The organism is Candidatus Pseudomonas adelgestsugas (genome assembly GCF_004124255.1).
Taxonomy (GTDB): Bacteria; Pseudomonadota; Gammaproteobacteria; order Pseudomonadales; family Pseudomonadaceae; genus Aquipseudomonas; species Aquipseudomonas adelgestsugas.
This window is the reverse complement of record NZ_CP026512.1, coordinates 944,709-966,414: the sequence shown is the minus strand read 5'-3', so window position 1 is coordinate 966,414 and position 21,706 is coordinate 944,709. Positions and strand designations below refer to the sequence as shown.

The 21,706-nt window shown below is 37.9% G+C and carries 5 protein-coding genes; 3 read left to right on the top strand and 2 right to left on the bottom strand.

Features of this window, described 5'->3' with window-relative positions; all coding sequences use genetic code 11:
• Positions 1-10: 10 nt before the first annotated feature.
• The 3 genes from ftsA (at position 11) to lpxC (ending at position 3,610) form a co-directional block, all read left to right on the top strand.
• Positions 11-1,312: a cell division protein FtsA gene (gene ftsA, locus C3B55_RS02570; protein WP_129211207.1), complete on the top strand. Its 1,302-nt coding sequence runs from the start codon at positions 11-13 to the stop codon at positions 1,310-1,312.
• A 68-nt stretch (positions 1,313-1,380) separates the two neighbouring features.
• Positions 1,381-2,586, top strand: a complete 1,206-nt coding sequence (ftsZ, locus tag C3B55_RS02565) for a cell division protein FtsZ (RefSeq protein WP_129211205.1) — start codon at positions 1,381-1,383, stop codon at positions 2,584-2,586.
• A 112-nt stretch (positions 2,587-2,698) separates the two neighbouring features.
• Complete coding sequence (gene lpxC / locus C3B55_RS02560; protein ID WP_129211203.1) at positions 2,699-3,610, top strand: UDP-3-O-acyl-N-acetylglucosamine deacetylase; 912 nt, start codon at positions 2,699-2,701, stop codon at positions 3,608-3,610.
• Between the two features lie 2,334 nt (positions 3,611-5,944).
• Here the strand turns inward: lpxC and C3B55_RS02555 are convergent.
• Entirely contained in the window at positions 5,945-6,601 is a 657-nt protein-coding gene (locus tag C3B55_RS02555) for an alpha/beta hydrolase (protein WP_129211201.1), read from the bottom strand.
• Between the two features lie 11,479 nt (positions 6,602-18,080).
• Entirely contained in the window at positions 18,081-20,927 is a 2,847-nt protein-coding gene (locus tag C3B55_RS02550; RefSeq protein WP_129211199.1) for a valine--tRNA ligase, read from the bottom strand.
• Positions 20,928-21,706: the final 779 nt, after the last annotated feature.

Below are 21,706 nucleotides of genomic sequence, written 5' to 3'. Positions count from 1 at the left end.
GGCAGGATATATGGCAAACGTGCAAAGTGACAAAATGATTGTCAGTCTTGATATTGGCACTTCTAAAGTAGTAGCGCTAGTCGGTGAGGTTAGTGAAATCAGTGCAGCCAATGAGATAACTGAGGCTACTGAAAACAGTATGATTGAAATAGTAGGTATTGGCATATACCCCTCCAGAGGTCTGAAGAAGGGCGTAGTAGTAAACATTGAGTCTACCGTGCAATCAATCCAGCGCGCTATCGAAGAAGCACAGATAATGGCTGGCTGTCGGATTTACTCGGCCTTTGTCGGTGTGGCTGGCAACCACATCCGCAGTCTTAACTCCCATGGCATCGTGGCGATTCGCGATCGTGAAGTTAGCTTGGCTGATCTTGAGCGCGTACTCGACGCTGCCCAGGCAGTAGCGATTCCAGCTGACCAGCGTGTACTACACACCCTACCTCAGGACTACGTTATCGATAATCAAGAAGGTATTCGTGAACCTTTGGGCATGTCTGGCGTGCGTTTAGAGGCAAATGTTCACGTGGTTACCTGTGCCGTTAACGCTGCACAAAACATTGAAAAATGCGTACGCCGCTGCAGTCTAGAAATCGATGATATTATTCTTGAACAGTTGGCTTCGTCTTACTCGGTACTCACAGACGACGAAAAAGAGCTAGGCGTGTGTTTAGTAGATATAGGTGGCGGCACCACTGATATTGCGATTTTTACTGATGGTGCAATACGTCACACTGTGGTGATTCCTATTGCGGGGGACCAGGTCACCAATGATATCGCTATGGCGTTACGTACGCCAACGCAGTATGCCGAAGAAATCAAAATTCGCTACGCCTGCGCTTTAGTAAAGCTAGCCGGTGCAGGTGAAACTATTAAGGTGTCAAGTGTCGGTGATCGTCCACCGCGTGAGCTGTCTCGTCAGGCCTTAGCTGAAGTGGTGGAGCCACGCTACGAGGAGCTTTTTAACCTAATTCAGGCTGAACTACGACGAAGTGGTTATGAAGATTTAATTCCAGCCGGCATTGTTTTAACTGGTGGTACCTCAAAGATGGAAGGCGTAATCGAATTAGCCGAGGAAATTTTCCAGATGCAGGTTCGCTTAGGTATACCGCATGGCGTCAATGGCTTTAGCGATGTAGTGCGCAACCCAATTTATTCTACCGGTGTAGGTTTGTTGTTATATGGTCTGCAAAAACATACTGACGGTATTTTTGTAACTGGTTCAAGCATGCGTGACCGTTACCGCAGTGTTAGCAATAAAGCCAAAGCGCCATTGTTTAAGCGGCTGCAGGCTTGGGTAAAAAGCAACTTCTAAATATTCATTTATGCACACATTAACAATGTAACAAGCAAAAAATACCACAAAAACAAAGGAGATGGAAAATGTTTGAGCTCGTAGACAATATTCCCGCTAGTCCGGTTATCAAAGTAATTGGTGTCGGTGGTGGTGGTGGTAATGCTGTCAATCACATGGTTAAGAGTGATATTGAAGGTGTTGAATTTATCTGTGCTAACACCGATGCTCAGGCACTGAAAAGTATTAGCGCACAGACTATCCTGCAACTTGGTACAGCTGTAACCAAAGGTCTTGGCGCTGGCGCAAACTCAGAAGTCGGCCGTCAAGCTGCATTAGAAGATCGCGAACGTATTGCTGCAGTACTGCAAGGTACAAACATGGTGTTCATTACTACCGGTATGGGCGGCGGTACCGGTACAGGTGCTGCCCCGATCATTGCTGAGGTAGCCAAAGAAATTGGAATTTTGACCGTCGCTATTGTAACGCGCCCGTTCTCATTTGAGGGCCGTAAGCGTATGCAGATTGCCGATGAAGGTATTCGTCTATTGTCTGAAAACGTCGACTCTTTGATTACAATTCCAAATGAGAAACTACTGACTATCCTTGGCAAGGATGTAAGTCTGCTCTCCGCGTTCGCTAAAGCTGACGATGTACTAGCTGGTGCCGTGCGCGGTATCTCTGACATCATCAAGCGCCCAGGTATGATCAATGTTGACTTTGCTGACGTACGTACAGTTATGAGTCAAATGGGCATGGCGATGATGGGTACTGGCTGCGCTAGTGGTCCAAATCGTGCACGTGAAGCTACTGAAGCGGCAATTCGTAACCCACTGCTTGAAGATGTAAATTTACAAGGTGCGCATGGTATTCTGGTGAATATCACCTCTGGTCCTGATTTATCATTAGGTGAGTACTCTGATGTAGGTAGCATCATCGATGCATTTTCTTCTGAGCACGCCATGGTTAAAGTTGGTACAGTTATAGATCCAGACATGCACGACGAACTACACGTGACTGTAGTTGCTACTGGCCTAGGCACAAAAATTGATAAGCCCATGCAGGCTATCGCCAATACCATTCATACTAGTCATAGTTCTAATATATGCCAAGCAGCTACCGCTCATGCGCCTGCGCATCATGAACTACCGCCGGTAAACTACCGTGATTTAGATCATCCAACTGTGATGCGTAACCAGGCTCAGACTGGCGTGGCGGCATTCCGTAGCATGAATTCACAGGATGATCTAGATTATTTAGATATTCCGGCATTCTTGCGCCGCCAGGCCGATTAATGAAATGCACCAAAGCTGCTATGGTGATTTGTTTGCAGCAAATGCCTGTTCTGCTATTATCGCCAGCCTTTATTGATACCAGTTCGCAATTCGCGCTGAAGTTGGCTGAGCTATGATTAAGCAACGCACTATAAAGAATAGTATTCACGCTACTGGTGTAGGTCTCCACTCCGGAGAAAAAGTATACCTAACCCTAAGGCCTGCGCCTATTGACTCTGGTATTGTGTTTGTGCGCGCTGATTTGGATCCTGTTGTGCAAATTTCTGCTCGCGCGGAAAATGTTGGCGAAACCACGATGTCAACTACATTAGTAAACGGTAACGTGAAAGTAGATACGGTAGAGCACTTGCTCTCTGCGATGGCTGGTCTAGGTATCGATAATGCTTACGTCGAGCTTTCCGCGTCCGAAGTACCTATCATGGATGGGAGTGCTGGACCTTTTGTATTTTTGATTCAATCTGCTGGTTTAGAAGAGCAAGACGCAGAGAAGAAATTTATACGCATTTTACGAGAAGTAAAAGTAGAAGACGGCGATAAACGTGCTACTTTCGTTCCATTTCAAGGATTCAAAGTGAGCTTTGAGGTAGATTTTGATCACCCGGCATTTCGTGCCCACACCCAAAGTGCAACCGTAAATTTTTCCAGCACTTCATTCGTAAAAGAAATTAGCCGTGCTCGTACCTTTGGTTTCATGAGTGACATTGAGTATCTGCGTAAGCACAATCTAGCACTCGGCGGCAGCGTTGACAATGCCATTGTAGTTGACGCAGATGGTGTATTAAACGAAGACGGTCTTCGTTACGAAGATGAATTTGTAAAGCATAAAATCCTTGATGCAATTGGTGACTTGTATCTACTGGGTAATAGCTTGATAGGCGAGTTTAAAGGCTTTAAGTCTGGTCACGCCCTTAACAATCAGCTACTACGTAAGTTAATTTCACAGACTGGTGCTTGGGAAATCGTGACTTTCAAAGATGCTAATGCTACACCGATTTCTTATATGCGCCCAGCTGTAGCATTTTAAGCAATAACTATTTTTTTATTTTTTAAGGTTTACTTATGGTTACTTGTTACGCGCGCTATTTCTTAGCTGCTACATGTTAGCCTTATTATATTACAAAAAAATTAGCGGCATCAGAACAAGGTAACATGAATTTATAATAGCGCTACCGTAGCTTGAATAGAGAATTAAATTCTCTCTGTATATAGCAATCGTCATTAATCAGCAGCTACGTAAGAATCAAAGTAATTACCTTACAAAGTAATACTTTTAATGGCTACACTACACAGATATTGGCTTCACAATTACTTTCATAGTCTTCGATAATCGCTGTCTACTTACATAATATAGATAACTCAGCGCTAGTAATGATGTGCCATAACAAGCCTAGTTTTCCCGAGTAAACCACAACTTGGTTTGCCCTATTTAATTTATAGGGGGTAGATCGCAATTACTTAAAGCCTGTACTAGTACAAGAGTTGTATACACTTGAAGTTATGCCGTAATTTTTATAGCTGTATGCTCAACGATGATATGATTTTAGTATATATCCTTAAGGTTTTAGTTAATTTTGTTTCAAATTGTGGCTATCTAGAACTACCACAACTGCACGTAGTGATCAATCACCGCGTTTATTGCTCTTTATAATTGCATGGTGGTAAGTGTTTGCTAATAAATATTTTATCGCTTTAGTTGCACTCTAGCGAGTTCGTTGATTATAGTTGTTAGACTGTCTTGTTCGCATAGGTACTAAGTTGTTTGTAGGTGTCTTAGCAATCATAGTTAGCATTTGTACAGTAGGCGAGATACATAATCGTATTTTCTGTATTCATAGCTTTGTGTTGTCTTAACGCTACGCGTATATTTAATTAACTAAGTGCTTATCAAAGTCAGCTAGCCAAGGTACAAAAAAACTTTTTTGTTAATCTTTCATAAAGGTTATCTAATAAAATCCAAGCAGTCAAATTTTATAGCTCCTATAAGCTGTTTTATCGCTCCATCTACATATTATGCAATAATACATGGACTAACGTATAGCTGATAGATCACAGTTATGAATATAAACAGCTCAATTTTTAGTTCTATAGATAACTGGCTTACCATCTATTTATTCGTCATGACTTATTCTTGCTGTATAAGCCTACCTTAATCCACCGTAATAGCCTTTAGCTATTTAGCATGTAAATAAGACAGCTATTATGCTTGATTCTCGTGGTATTAGAATTTAGTCAGGAGATCAGCCGTTAACAGTTTAAAACGAATTACCTGCCATGTACATCTATAACTCTGTAGTATTATGACCAATACGTATTTCCATAACTAAAAAGTCTCACTTAATGATTGTTGTTGAGTTTGTATATAAAATCTTATACTTGTCGGAAGTAGTAACGGCGTAGATTCGTTACTCAACGTTTTGTTTGGCAATATTTTCATCATTAATCTCAATTGATAAATAAATCAGTAATTTATTACTTGAAAATATTTATGATATCTTAGGTTAAAGTCGCAAAAGATAGCAAAGTCTGACGCTTATCTCTAGGTGTATTTTGTACATACCATCATCTATTTGTAGGATAAATAGCTATGCCTAGTATGCTTTTAGCTTTAAATGATATCATCACTGTAATATCGCCGTATCGCTTAAAGTCAAGCCGGTACTTAAGGCATAGTCATAAAAATATAATAGTGATGGTTTTTTGGCTATCTAAACTGCTTATCTAAGTCTATGCAACCTATCAATATCATAACGTTAATGCTAGTAAGCTTTGTTTATATTAGCAGCGTTTTTGATTATCTGCACAATTAGTTTGTTAGCTATGGCGATAATCAATGTGCGTAACTAATGTCGTCTTTATAGGTAATACTGAAGCTCAGTACTGACGTCTAAGTCAGTATATAGTCAGTCGAATTTATGTTCTAGATTATATATCAGTTTTATCGCTAGTTTAAAGTCATGGAAGCGGTTTTTATCTTGCTTTAATTTGACGAAGATATCTTCGACGTTTTTTCGAATTCACGAGAGTTTTTGGTATGCGTTTTCAGTGCAGGTACTATATTCTGCGTTGTCTTTATATGTTTAGCATGTTTAGGTATGATGACCTCGAGTTTTTGCGATTTAGCAGCAAGTGCGATCTAGTGTTACTGTTGACTTTCGTTGCAACTGCAGAAGGTAGCACTGGAGTACTAGAAACAGGCTTAAGTGATTCTAATTAACCTCTACCAGGCATCTCCTTAAGTGCATTTAAGCACAATAATATAATTAATTAATTAATTAAGGAAGATATACTAACTAGTGGTAGTACTATATAAAGCTGGAGCCGCATAGTATACCTATCATGCGGCTATATAAACTGTATTTTAGCCTAGACGTACAGTCAGCCAGTTACCTATATCGCGTATTTCTTCAGGTAACACTTTGTGACCTATTGGGTATTCATGCCATGTTGCGATGACATCACGACTCTTTAAATGCGTGAAAGCACTTAGGCCCATAGCGTATAGCACAACTTCATCGTAGCTACCATGTAGACACAGAACTGGAATATGTTGCTGGTTGGTAGACAGCTTTAGCATCTTATTAAAAGTTGGCGCATAGGTAGAGATAGCAATCACGCCACCAAGTGGCTCCTGCCATCCAAGGTAGGCAGTATGGAAGACTACGGCGCCACCTTGAGAAAACCCTGCAAGAAAAATTCGCGATACGTCTATCCCGGTCTTCTCTTGTGCTCTGATCAAATCAGTCACCATATTTGCCGATTCTTCTAGTTCAGCCAAATTGATCGATCGCGCAGGGCTCATTGCTGTTATGTCATACCAGCTTGGTATTTTGTACCCGCCATTAATAGTTACCTGGCGTGTTGGTGCCTGTGGTAAAACAAAACGCATGGATAGCAAGGTTTCCTGCAGCAACTTGGCTGCTGGTAAAAAGCTGTATTGATCAGCACCAAGGCCATGCAACCAGATAACGCAGGCGTCCGCTGGCTTGGTTGGCTGAAGAATCAAAGGTTCGGTCATGTCTGCTCCATATATGTGTATTTTAATTAGATACGTTAAAACGGTACACGACTCATTTATCTCTTACAAGAATGTTGTAAGATTAAATGGATTGATATCACTAAAAGTTTTAGGTATACCAAACATCACTCTAGTACACGTTGTACTATATATAAGTAGGTATCAGAATAATCATCAACATGATCACAGTATCAGTAAATGCCAAGTGTGGAGTAATGCCTATACTTAGCACAATAACCTTATACCGTTTGCCTATAAAAACTAACACGAGTGGGTACTGGTTCGTTACAGATATGTCAAAAGTGTTAGTTTCTATACAACAGAAGTAACTGGAATCTTAAATGAATGGATTGAAACGTAGCCTAACTATCATTTCTGTGTCAACGATACTGAGTATGCTGATTTTTTTTGCTTGAGCTAGCTTTAGATAAGAAGCTGCATAGAAGGGTTGATAACCATGTCTAATTATCTGCACTTGGATACGGCACTGAATTCTCTGGCACTATAATGCAGTTCGTCTACAAGATTATAACAGCGAATATAGTAAAAACTTAAAAGTAAAAATTAAATTTTTACAGATTATTAAATAGGCTGTCAACGACAGTGAGATATTCAAAAAAAAACTAGGTAAAGAACTAATTACTAGAAACAGCCGCGACCTAAATACAGTCTAGGTCAGACGGTAATGTTTAATACACACCGTAGATGCTTTGATCACTGTTAGTTCTATCGGCTAGCCGGCTGACCACTCGATGATGTTTTGTTTTATGATTTCTAAGGCACTGCATATTGAATACAATTAATGCACAAAGCAAAAACTTAGCGTTAGTAGTCTAAAAGTGCTTGAGTAGCCTTTTTAAATAAATATGATTATTGCAAAAGTCTAGCTGGTCATGCAACCTCTTCAGCAAGATATAAGCTAATCTATAACAGCTAGACATGATTTAGTAGTTTAAGTTTTTTGAGTATCGTTATAGGCTTTATCCTGGGCATAGTACGTTTGTTGCCTAATTACATGATCAATAAATTAACGATGGTAATATGTAGAAGTATTCTATAGCAGTCCTTGACTGTTATAAATTCTATTTTAGTGTTTTGCGGTGCTCATGATTATATTGTGAACGCATATAATAGCTATAACGTCACGAATACATTTGTGATTAGCAGTGGCAGTCTAAATAAACTCAACTGTTCACCTTATATACAGCAGTATTTATTGCCTAGATAATGCGTTTTGAGATATCAAGTCTATCAGTTATAACTAAACTAAAGCAGCATATTCTCTTGGCTTACGTTGCACATGGTTACTATCCAGCAAGATCTGTGAGTGGTTATTAACCGTTAACCATTAAATACTTATACCAGAAAAACTATAGTTAGCTAATATTATCGGGTATCAGAAGAAAGTTTTGCTATTTGCTGGTACAGTGCCTAACTAGATAAACGTAACTATTGAGGTCATGACTATAACTATGATTGTGTACCTGGAATTCATCATAAGTATTTCTATGCTGATAGATTAATACAATAAGCGCGTTACGCTGATTTAGCATTCAGAAAACGTAAAAGCAAGATCTTGTGATCAATAGTATTGATACATGCCAATTTAGTTTTAGCTAGTCTAATAACCTGTTAACTTGCTTGATGTTTTACCTGATTTATCTAATTGTGTAGCTCGTTCTCTACTGGGCTATCTTGAATATTAATAAAGGTAAGAAGATATGCGTATATTATACTAAAGATTATGTTTAATGAGCTTTATCTAGTAGAGCTTAGAATATTTTATGTTTTCTGTTATGTTGCTTTAATTATCACCAAAAGGCATAAGCATAGAAAAGTTTTGCGAATGTTTGCGGTATGCTTTATTCTAAGTCGGCCTACACGGCTAAAGTGGTAGGTAGTGACTTACATGCGTTTACCAATGGGGTAGAATACAGTCAGTACTGTATAAGTCTGAGCATTTTACTGCAAGTCACAAGGTTAATTATTACTGGCATCGTCCAAGCACTTATCGCAATGCTTAAGTATACGAACCTGATTATCTCATCAGCCTATTTGATATACTTAATAAACGTTAAATAAGCCAACTACTGACAATTAAATTACTGAGACAGTTGTCCTGAAGTAGGTGCAATACGTTGATATGCTCAGGAAGCTGAGAACTTTTTTTCTATCTAAACCATTGGTGTCATTGATGCGATTATGTTATAGCAACGCTATCCGTACTTGTATAGCTGATAGCAAGATGTCGGCCAATACTACTACCCTATAAAAATTCACCTATACCTCTACCGTGAGCGCAAACATCAATCAATGCAAAATCTGGTTCCAGGATAACTGGATTTGATTATTCTACTGGTCTTCAAAGAAGTTATTAGACACTATCTGTTAGACAGTATCGCTTTTTTCTACGAAGATGACAAGGTGAGCTATGGTGCACGCTAAACTTATTTTACAAGTTACGTATAACATACGTTATATTGTCTTTAGTCAAATCAGCAATAGTGACGCACTATTTTGCATGCGATACAATTTACGACAGACACGCGTGCATCACGTCATTAATATTTCACCGCTTACTGCGCTATAGCAATTAAAGCTATTAAGTGTTAGTGCATAAACGCTTCTGCATTGCTAGCATTCATAACCAGACAAATTATCGACACGCTGCTTTATGCCCTTAATACGAATAGTGTTGCTGCAGTTTTCTAAATGCGTTATTACGTGTAACTCATCGTAGATAAAGCAATGATCAGTTTTATAAGATTTTCACTTTGCGTTATATTGTTAGAGGATTACCGCCTAAGCATTAAGTGACATCGATATAAATATTTAGGCCATAAGAGTTAATACAGTACCGCGTCAGGCCATATACGATAGTTGGCAAGACGTAGTTATTAATTTAAATAACTTTCTATTTTGTAACTTTGCAAGGTAACCTCTTGTACCTCAATACTAATTTTAAAGTGCCGCGCTGCGTTTGTTGATTTTGCAGATAGCATAAATGCTCAGTTTTTCCAGCTCATCTTAAGGCTGCTTCATATAAATATTTATCACCTCAAGATCTTAATTCAGTATACATTTATATAAGATATTTAAATATAAATACATTATTTTTATAGAGTAATCATACTAAAAGTATTTTTTCTCTTTGATGGTAAGTTTATAGTGTGTTGACTTTAAAGACATATTTGAATTGGCTTTAGAAAAATTTATACGACTGGATTAAAGTATAAAATATATAACAGACATCGCTATATGATTAAGCGCTACCTGGCCGACTAGACCATACAGCAACTACATTATTGCATTATTTCAAGCATGTCAGCTCATAAAGTGAATACTTACCGAGCAAGCTACGCCATCTATTTCTACTCTGCTGAGCATCAGCTGTAATATATTACACTAAAGTCATGCGTATACTTAAGCATAGTCGGTGACTGATGGTATCAGATTTTGAATAATTTGACGTTTTGCTATACTTTATTGGCATGCATGTCATATATTATTTCTAATAATGATTTCTTTGTCTAGAACTAAGGGTAAACGACTTAGTCAATCTTATTATTGGTGTGGTCAAGGTTATTGCGTTTAGTGTATCTATTCTAACAAGCGGCACTGCCGCATAGTGCACCTAAATTACTCAGCAATAGTTTTTCGCGTAGACTTTAATGAACGCTTTTATGCATCACTGATCAGATATTAAGCAATACTACTGTATATTTCTTGATCGTCGTGCCAGGCATATTTCTGTCAATATAAAGATTGTCAAATAACTTAATACTGCCAGTAAGTATGATGCTAGATATAACCATAGTTATTGAAATGATGAAATCGTCTTCATTACAGTAATAAATTTATTGATTTCGTAAAACTTTTCTTTGTATTTAGGCAAAGAAAATAGTGTTCTGATAGTATAGTAGGCGTTTGTCTAGCAGCGTGAGATTTTTTGTGCTGGCTAAATGCAGCTTAGTTATGCACTTATGAAAAGAAGCAAGCAAGATTTACGCAACTGAACTAAAAGTAAGATCGGCTTAATACTACTACTCTGCAAGCATCCAGACTTAGCAATAGAGTAATTATAGCTGTGGAGTTATACTAAACAAAGTGTAGCTTAAGCATCTAGCAAGTATTAGTACTAGAGCGGTTTATCTCTAGCGGTCATAATGTTATAGCAGATAGATGGTAAATCCAATATTATGATTTCTAGTACAAAGCTGTAGAAGTGCTAATCATACACACAGTATTAACCATACGTACGTTATACAAAACCTACTAAGTGCAGTATCGTACTCAGTACGCTATGTACCACATCAAACCCAACTTACCATAACGCAATTAAATCACAGAAGAGGTACGAAGGAATCACAAACTGACATATTACTATAACTGCTATGCTTACACCATAAATAACACTTAGCACCATTAGTGCGGATGCACTATTATATGGTGTACAATACAATTGTACCAATCTAAACAACTGTAAAAAACAATACCAATATACGTTGCTCACCAAATTAATTAGCTAGTTTACCAGCTGCTTTTAATAAGCTAGTTGAAAATCAGATCATAATCATTTATGCTCCATTGCATATTCTAAATGTTGATACATAATTATTGTTAACAGCTCTATAAAATGATCCATATACTACAAGATTTCTAGACATGAATATAACTACTGGAGTTGCTGGTGGCTAATTTAAAACTGATCAACCTAATACGAATCTTGTTTATGCTGGTGAATGGCTATTGAAGAAAATTCTTGAGTCTATGCTTAAAAGTGACTAACAATAACCATGTTAGCGCTTAAGAATAAAATTACTATTTAGTTTTTTACCATCATTATGTAGCTGTCTGTGTTATAGGGCTCGATGAGCAGTTACCTATACATTATAAATCAAAAAATTTTTTCTCTGACTAGGTCTAGCAGACCTGGTACAAGAACACTGTGATTTAGCCATACGCAGTATCTTATTAATAAACACAGACTATCTACGTATATAGCGTTTAGTCAAGCAGTTGACTGGGCCAGCTGTATAATCAGCATACATGCTTAACGTAGAGTTAATTGAATGCATTAATTAACTCTACGTGCACTAAAGTATTATTTACCGATGCAACACTTATATGGCCATGGTATGCCAACGAGTATAAGTGTTGGTAGACCAATATGGTTATTTAGTTCATAGTTAAATGTAATTAAATACTGAATCATTTTAAAGCAGTCAACTTACTATGTAGTTTATAAATTTACGCATTGTTATGTAAGCGATGAAATTTAATAAAGATTTGTACATACATTATGTAAAGTCCACTAACTTATCCTTACTTGTTGTTATTGTCAGTTTAACTAGTATAATACTGTTTATTTAAGATATTTTTTTCACACCGACTTTCGTGTTTAAAGTAAATAGCTATAAGCGGTAGCCATGCTGCGCATGATTACCGAATAGTATGTAACCTGGATGTGTTTGTTAGCGTCGTAGGCGAATTGACTACTATAGTGACTGTGCGTAAGTTTACACTTAAAGAGCTTTTATGCTTATACGAAGTATATCATGTAGTTGCTCTTATTCTATCGATCTTTATGAATTATTGTATTCACAGATGCAATCTGCAATATACACATTAAAGCAAGTTAGCACTAGACTTAAAATATCGATAGCATCGTCAATGCTTAATTGCATTTTATAGTGGCACGTTACATCCATAACGATTAGGGTATTATTAGTCTAGCTTTATTGTCGTGCTAATTGTCGAAATCAATTATAAATGCGCTAATTGTCAGCATATATGACGCTATTGTTGTAATATATACCGAGTAATCAGTTATAGACTTTTTCTGGTTTACTGCGTTGCCATTTATGTGGTTCAGCATTTGTTTATACTGTACGCTAGTTAAACTAGCCAGTGATATTATAACGTGAAGACTTTAGTTCGTATGATATGGTAAAGCACGTGTAACGATAATATAGTGCAATGTCGTAATTGTTGTGACACTTTGTGGCGTTGGATAGTTTGCTAGTTTTGTTGGGTTTCAATTATCGTAGTGCATAGCTATGGTGATTAGCTGCTTTCCAATATTAGTGTAATTATCGATGATAATGCATGATTGTTGGTGCTACCACGGGTATTGTAATCGTTTAGATTATTGGCATTCTGTATCTATAGAACAGATTTGCACGAAAGATAGCTATTGTTTTGCTACACATATATAAAGGCATTAGTAATAACATCTACCAGTATAGTTAAGTTTAAGATAAAACGCTATTTGAGTCAATGAATACTAAAATTTCGCGCAATGTTATAGCTGCTGGTATCATTGTCTTCTGAGTCGTTGACGATGGTAGTTAAACGCGTTATGTGGCTAGGTAGTAACTTTAGTGTTCGAATTCTACATGGCAGATTACTGCATATGTGCCAAAGTGTTTGATTATATTAATCTACGCTGCGTCGCTAAGCTGGTCACTGATTTATGCTAGAAGTTTATGATTTAAATATCATGTGTATTGGTCGTTACAGCAGGCTGTAAACCTTATTACTGTCGATCTAAGCTTATAAAATTGCACCTTTCCCCTTCAGTAATTTTTTACAGGCTTGTATAGGCTCTATCATCATCTGACAGGCTAATGTTTTTTGCATGCCTACTGTAACCTTGGGAGCTGAAGAAAGTTAGCATATTATATTGTATAGCTGAATTGATTTAGTACCGCTTTCAGTGGTTTCGAGTGTAATGGAATATGATTTATTATCCAGCACTAGTATTATTACGGTAGTAAGGTAAGATTTAAGCCTGCGCTAAGGAGTATTTAGCATAAAGTGCTGGTAATAACAATCAAATGTCTGCGCATAAGATGTGATCTTGGAAAAGAATAAATATGGTGGCATCCATACTCAAATTACGTAATGCATGTCAGTGGTTTACTGTTATCCAAAATACTTTTTTAGTGCATTTCTGGATTATCTATATTGTTAGTGTGTGATATCGCTATACTTTATTCTGTAGGCTAACTTTAGCTAGCAGAGAATACGTATGCTATCTTTAGCGTATAACTGCTAGTTATTAACAGTACTGCTACCGTCGTCAGTCAACCATGGGCATCCACAGCTTTTGCGGGTAAAATTAACCTCGTATGAGACTTTATAACTAGCGGCAGACAAATGTATTGGTTATCACCTCACAACGACTGATTATGGTTTTAATACTGGACTTAAGCGGCATGGGATAGTTGCAATACGTTTACTCCATCAATACTCAATATGCTAAAAAGTAAAAAATGTTTGTGATGTATAGCGATTAACACACTTAGGCAATAATGCATTTTTAATACAAAAATGTAGCGAATGATGCATCTATTCTATTTTGTTTGTACATATATATTATCTATAATAATTATATATGCTAATAGGCCCAGCTGTTTCCGCATAAAACACAAAACTTTAACACCCATATGGTCTCCTAACGCTTTGCGCGCTATATCATGTATGCCATAGTTTATGGCTAAATAAGCTCAGCTCAATTCATCTTGAAGCCAGAATTAAATTGGAATACAAAAAAATTAGGCTAGTGCTAAATCGAAACTACACAGCACCAAATGCGTTTAGCTTAATCCAAGTTTTGGCTTAACATTAGCCTTCAAAAATCGCTAGTTATAAGTTACTTACTTTAAACAATAAATACACGTTTTGTGCTTATACCACGTCTAAACAGACAGACGATTTGCATAGCAAGTAAGAGCTACTACCAACAGCCAAAACAACTTAGAAGCAATTACCCAAAGTTTTAGAGCGCATATTTATCTAATACTTGGCCATGATAACACATAGTTTCTGCTGTAGCGTTCTATGTAAATACATGTAGCAGTTTTACTGCGACTTCACCAGTAAAAATATCTTCAGTACACTATACTTATACCTAAACACTAATATTCTCTTGCGGTAGACAAGAGATCATACAGTTGATGATCTTGCGTCCATTAATGCTTAACGTTTTTAATAAAGAATACTTAAATTGTAGCTAATATTTTAGCAGATTAATAAGCTGCATAGCTTTATTTGCAGGCCAGTACGCTTATCTATGTTCTGAACAACTGTTTGTGTATGTATATTTATGTATAATGCAGTATCAGTCATCAGCAATAAGGGTATTTGAAGTATGAGCGTTTAAATATGACGCTAATTTAAGCACAAAGCTGACCACCCTAAATTCAATCCTAAATGTAGACATGCCATTGTTGCCATATAGCTCATAATTACGCCATATCTAAAAGCTCTTAATCAACTGGATTACAATTGCTTGAGTAGCAATGTCATTAATATTATTAAACGTATTGACCTGGCGGTGAATGTATTGATTAGCGTGAGCATGCATTACGGTATTACCCATGCAAAGTAAGTTAAGTTTCTTCGCAATGCATTAATGGCAACCTATTTAGGTTATTTACCATCACAACTTTGGCTATCGTAGTCAATGACTAGCATCACGTAATTCATATCTATATGATGAACTGACTAGCAGATACTTCCTATAAAATTATTATTAGCCTTGCAGTAAGAAGTTTATCTGATCATGATTAGGAAGTATTTAAATCATACATTAGCGCCATTGCTGTTGTCAGCATTAATTTAACAACGAATGTTGCTGGTGATTTATTCTTGGCTAACGTGATGACTGGTGTGCAATTAGTGCTCTGCGTAAAAAGATTAGATATAAATTAGATTAATTTAATTATACAGGTAGTATTCGTAATCATATGATGATTTGGTGGTTGACTAAGCATTAGACCAACTTTCAGTAAATAGCAATTCTTTGATACGTTGAGAATCACTGAATCGCTTTTGGCTTTAGTGATAACCAATAAGTAGCTATAACAGTATATTTAGTATTTTGTTTAACGATAATACTTTTGCGACTACAGATTGACCATCGTGTAGTGATAAAGCTTATTTTTTGCGATAAACAGTAATTTTGTCATGGTTTCAAAATAAAGTATATCGCCGCAACCTAGAGACTGCTAACCTAAATGCATTAATTAGCTACCTCAACACTGGATTAACATGTTGTTAGTAAGAGCCACTAACAGAGCATAGCGCGTTTATAGGCAAACAACTAGAAAGTTTGTATTGCTGTCATAATCTTAATTATGAATCAGCGCTTTATTAATATCCACAAGCGGAATTCCGTAACCATCTGGAGCCTACAAGGTCTTTGCTTACTTAGAGAGGCATCTTCCTCAACAAATCTATCGCCAGATACAGTAATGACATTCTAATCTAGAATGACGGCAGGTCTGCTTATAATAACTATACTTGTCGTTAGTGCTATAAGTACAGAAGTGTATACTTATTTATATACTATCTATGATTGGTTTAAATACCATCTTAATCTTGTCATAGTTCTTGATTACTATTACAGCTAGCAGCATTAGTATAATTTTTACTGCATATTCATAAGCTTATGTAAAGCATAAAGTGAAGTGCTTCACGCTAGTTTACCTATTAGGTCTGCCGGCTACGTAATTATAAAGTATTCGGCAGCTTTATTTTATTTGATCTTGTCATCTCACAAGACATGCTTTAAAATTGATAGAAAAACTATCGGCGCACTAGCTAGAGTGCGTGCAACTAGTTTTGTCATGTGTGTATTAGTCTGGATTTCCGGTAACAGGTTGTAATTATTGCGAAGGATCATGGTCGTAGAAAGCTTTTGGTAAATCTTTATCAATTAAGGTGAGTCACCATTACAAGTGGATTTATTGGCTTACTAATTTAAGCTGACTACTGTTGTGGTTCCACTACGGTCTTAGTTTTTTATGTGCCGATCAGTCTGGCAAGCCTGCACTATAGCACATCAAGGTGGTGACTATAATTATCGATTTATGCCTTGTGGTAGTAGACAAATATTACATAGGTATAGATATATGGATTATATCTCTTCAATTAACTTTTATAATTATTTAATTATCATGCAGTTAAAAGTAATCTAATCCTAACTTCCGTCGAAGTATTCTGCCAGCTAGATACTAGAAGAGTACACTTCATACTCATTGTTAAAACACCAAGAACTTGTCTTATTAATCATTTTTCTTGATAACTACTAACTTAAGTGGCCCGGAGTTAAACGCATGCAGAATTCATGATGTGGCATTAGTTTTGTAGTCGTTTAGATGGATAAACGCAGAGTTGGTTGGGTAAAGCTTCTCGATTAATTGAATAGAGAAATATTTAGTATTTATGAAAAATAATTTCAATATGACACTAAAATGACTTGGCCTAAATATACCTAGAAAGCTCATCATTAAATTAACCTTAGCATTTATCAATTCCAACTAATCTACATTTTTCTGGCCAAACGGCTAGCATTATACTCTATAATCCATATGTAATTAATGTAGTACAAACATTATAATAGTTACTAATAAAAACTAACAGATTACTAATCTGGCTAGCAACAACACAGGTGCACCTAAAACTACAGTGCACGCTTGTTGGATCAACTAAACTAAGATTTGATTGCTAATCAACTAGAGCACAGTAACAAAATTATTTTATCTAGGCGTAGGTATAATAAAAATAACTAAACGTTTCAGTCAATATTGAACTATGACAGTTTGACTGGTGCTACTAGTGAAATTGCTATTCAGAAATTTTTTAGCTTGTTATGGCTAAAAACTAGACCTGAATAGTCAAAGTTTTTATTGCTAGCGATATTTAGTCACGCACTCAAACTCTAGCGCTAAATCTGTTGTTAGTATCTTAGTATAGATAGTTTTGCATAAAAGGCGATTTTATTTGTCTGGTATTAGGATAATCCATGCTACCTAGCTGTACATGTTGTATTGCGAAGCATACTTAACCTCCTTTTACCATAATTTTGCTGACTAACTTATAGGGTTTACAACAAAATACTTTGTGCGGATGTGATGCCAATATTGATATCTATTATTCTAATGTATAGAATTATATGAAATTGAACCAAATGTTAATGCTAGATAATAAATCAAGTAGAAAATATACATCATGAGAAGGTTATGACATCGTCAAATGCAGGCGTAATTTACTACACCATGCCAGTACTGCATGATGCAGAAAGATTTTATCAGCGTCTAGTTAAGCACTAGCGCTGCGTTCTAGCAGATAAGTCAATGATCTTCTTGCTGCATGTGGATGAATAATCATAAAACTTTGCAGTTTAATGCTTAATAGTTCTAGAAAGTCGTAAAAGCGCTATGGATTATTTAATTTTTAACTAAAAAATAGCGTGGTAGATATTACCTGTCTTTGAGTAAAATTCAAATACGTGTGGGAGCTAGTATTGGTAGCAATGCATATGCATAGACTAATAATCAAGTCTAGACGGTTCAATTGTAAACAAATTAGCTAAACATATCAATTTAGTTTAGAGGAAAAACTCTAGTGTATTTTAGGTAAAAATACCCTGGATGAAATTTTCATACAATTTTATTCACTCGCTTACTTATTATAAAGTAGAAATTCGCGCATACTGCTCGATGAGCCTACTTAAAGCCTGCTCAGCCTCAGCTAATTTAGCACGTTCTTTATTAATCACTACGTCCGGTGCGTTGTTAAGGAACGCTATTTTGGATAATTTGCTATCCATGCGTTGCACTATTCCTTGGAAATGCGCAATTTTTTTATTTAGACGGTCTAGTTCCGAGCCATTATCAATCAAGTCAGCCACCTTCACTAATACTTCCATCTGGCCAACCAGTGTAATTAAGGATAGCGGCGCCTCGGCGACGGCAGTCAATACAGTGATTGACTCTAATTTTGCCAGCTTTTTAAGTAGTGCATCGTTCTCAGTGAGGCGACGCTGATCTTCGGTACTGGCATTCTTTACAAAGATTGCCATGAATTTGCCTGAGCTAACGTGCCTTTTAGCGCGAATATTTCTGGTGCTTGTTATTAAAGTCTTAAGCCATTCTATATCACTTTCGGCAGTTTTATCAATACATGTTTCATCGGCTATTGGCCAAGGTTGCAGCATAATGGTTTTGCCTTGAATGCCAGCCAGTAGCGCGATACGTTGCCATATTTCTTCGGTTATAAACGGCATGAACGGGTGTGCTAGGCGTAGCATTATTTCTAACACACGCACTAGAGTATAGCGAGTACCGCGCTGGAATTGGATTGGCAAGTTTTTGTTACATAGTACTGACTTGGATAGCTCTAAGTTCCAGTCACAGTATTGATTCCAGATAAATTCGTACAACGTCTGTGCGGCTAAATCAAAACGGAACCGGTCAATCTGGCAGGTGACTTCAGTTATAGTACGCTGAAGCTGTGACATGATCCATCGATCAGATAGGCTTAATGCTACTTCTTCGCCGTTTTGACCGCAGTCTTCGCCTTGATATAGCACATAACGCGCAGCGTTCCATATTTTATTACAAAAGTTGCGATAACCTTCGACGCGACTCATATTAAATTTGATATCGCGCCCTGTTGACGCTAGCGAGCAAAAGGTAAAGCGTAGGGCGTCAGTACCATAGCTAGCTATACCGTTAGTAAACTCATTGCGAGTTTGCTTCTCGATCTTCTGTGCAAATTTAGGTTGCATTAGGCCCGAAGTACGTTTCTGTATTAAGGTTTCCAGATCGATACCATCAATAATGTCTAGTGGGTCGAGGACGTTGCCCTTGGATTTTGACATTTTTTCCCCATGGCTATCGCGCACTAGGCCATGCATATAGACAGTCTTGAATGGAATCTGCGGTGTACCGTCATCGTTTTTTAACAGATGCATAGTCAGCATAATCATGCGAGCAACCCAGAAGAAAATAATATCAAAACCAGATACTAGCACGTTAGTCGGGTGGAAAGTCTTGAGGGCATTGGTTTGTTCCGGCCAGCCCAGAGTAGAAAAGGTCCATAAGCTAGAGCTGAACCAGGTGTCAAGTACATCGCTGTCCTGTTGAAGAGCGGTATTCGCACTGAGGTTGTTATTAGCACGCACCTCTGCTTCGTCGCGGCCTACATAGGCTTTACCAGACGCATCATACCAGGCAGGGATTCGGTGACCCCACCACAGCTGACGGCTAATGCACCAATCTTGGATATTACGCATCCAAGCAAAGTACATATTTTCGTATTGTTTAGGTATAAACTGAATACGGCCATCCTCTACGGCTTCGATCGCTGGTTTAGCTAGTACTTGGGTAGATACGTACCACTGGTCAGTTAACCACGGTTCTATCACAGTACCAGAACGGTCGCCCTGCGGTAACTTCAGGTCGTGGGTATCGACACTAATCAGTATGCCTGCAGCATCTAAAGCGGCAACAATCTGCTTGCGCGCCTCGAAACGGTCAAGACCGGCATATTCAGCCGGGATATTACCGTGGATATTTTCGTTTAGCGTGCCGTCTATGTTGAACACTTGGCAAGCAGGCAGTATAGCGGCATTCTTATCGAAGATATTTAGTAGCGGTAGGTTATGGCGCTTACCGACTTCATAGTCATTGAAATCGTGAGCAGGGGTTATTTTCACACAGCCAGTACCGAATTCATGGTCGCAGTAATCGTCTGCTATGACAGGGATGCGGCGACCTATCAACGGTAATTCGACGAACTTACCGATGAGCGTTTTATAACGCTCATCGGTCTGGTTGACAGCGACAGCAGCGTCGCCGAACATGGTTTCTGGACGAGTTGTCGCGACTATTAGGTAGTCTTTACCTTCAGCAGTCTTGGCGCCATCAGTTAGCGAGTATTTAAGTTTCCAAAGAAAGCCTTTCTCGTAGTGGTTTTCCACTTCTAGATCAGAGATTGCTGTGTGCAACTTTGTATCCCAGTTTACTAAGCGCTTACTACGATAGATTAGGCCATCTTGATGCAGACGTACGAAAGCTTCTTTCACGGCTTTCGAAAAGCCATTATCCATGGTAAAACGCTCACAGGTCCAGTGAACTGAAGAACCCAGGCGACGGATCTGACGGCTAATATTTCCGCCAGACCGGTCTTCCCATTCCCACATCTCTTGTAAAAACTTCTCGCGACCAAGATTGTGACGGTTATACCCAATGGATTCGAGTTGGCGTTCTACAAGCATCTGGGCAGCGATACCGGCGTGGTCAGTGCCAGGTTGCCACATGGTGTTGTGACCCTGCATACGGTGGAAACGTATCAACACATCTATAATCGCATTGTTGAAGCCATGCCCCATATGTAGGCTGCCAGTGATATTTGGTGGTGGAATCATGATGGTGTAGGAGTCACCAGTACCTTGCGGAGAAAAATAACCTTCAGACTCCCAAGTCTTGTACCAAGAAGCTTCAATAGTATGCGGTTGGTAGGTTTTATCCATACGTGCAGGACTCTATTAGCGTTTATTAGGTAAACGCCTATAAGTGTAACTGTGCAAGACGCAGAATGCCAAACTTCATGTAAAAGCCATGCAAGATTTAGGAGCATTATTTAGTTGAGTAACTGCTTTATCTAAGCATCTATTTGCCTTTTCATTAATAGTACTACCGTAGCGATGGCTTGCCACCGTCCATATCGGACAATAGTGTAGTTTATACTTAACCATAAACTGATTAAGTTTATGGTAATCAGCAACAAGCAATCATCCAGCAGTTGACGAATGAGCTCTAGGCAATCTAACCAGTCATTGTTTTAGCTAGTTTAGAGTATGTATTCTATGCTCACAGTAGTTGTAACTGGTGGTCTTGCAGGGACAGCTATGTTTACGGTAGAAATAGAAGTTATCCAGCGTAACCTGACGAACAGCCAAGTTTTCCGCCATTATTTCTACCACATAAGCAAAGTCTTAGTAAAGATCAGTGCCTTGAAGATAAGGTTAATTATTAAATCATAATAATCACCACTAACCATAACTATATAGTGTCTACACCCAATACAAACAAACCGTTAGATTCTGATTTAGCGTAACCATGCAACGCAAAACTTTTTTGTTAAAACATCATGCGTGAGCATCAAGATGCTTCACATTTAGCAGTATCGCTATAATACAGATATGATGTAGTAGCTTTATATGTCAGGCTTTTTAGGTAAGCCTGCAGGTAAAGTCCAGGTGTGCGGAAGCTGGGTAATTTGCTTGGTAATATATAAAAAGTCAACTGT

Excerpts from the sequence above, each read along its gene's own strand:
- ftsA (WP_129211207.1), top strand. The coding sequence starts at position 11 with ATGGCAAACGTGCAAAGTGACAAAATGATTGTCAGTCTTGATATTGGC.
- lpxC (WP_129211203.1), top strand. The coding sequence starts at position 2,699 with ATGATTAAGCAACGCACTATAAAGAATAGTATTCACGCTACTGGTGTA.
- ftsZ (WP_129211205.1), top strand. The coding sequence starts at position 1,381 with ATGTTTGAGCTCGTAGACAATATTCCCGCTAGTCCGGTTATCAAAGTA.
- C3B55_RS02550 (WP_129211199.1), bottom strand. The coding sequence starts at position 20,927 with ATGGATAAAACCTACCAACCGCATACTATTGAAGCTTCTTGGTACAAG.
- C3B55_RS02555 (WP_129211201.1), bottom strand. The coding sequence starts at position 6,601 with ATGACCGAACCTTTGATTCTTCAGCCAACCAAGCCAGCGGACGCCTGC.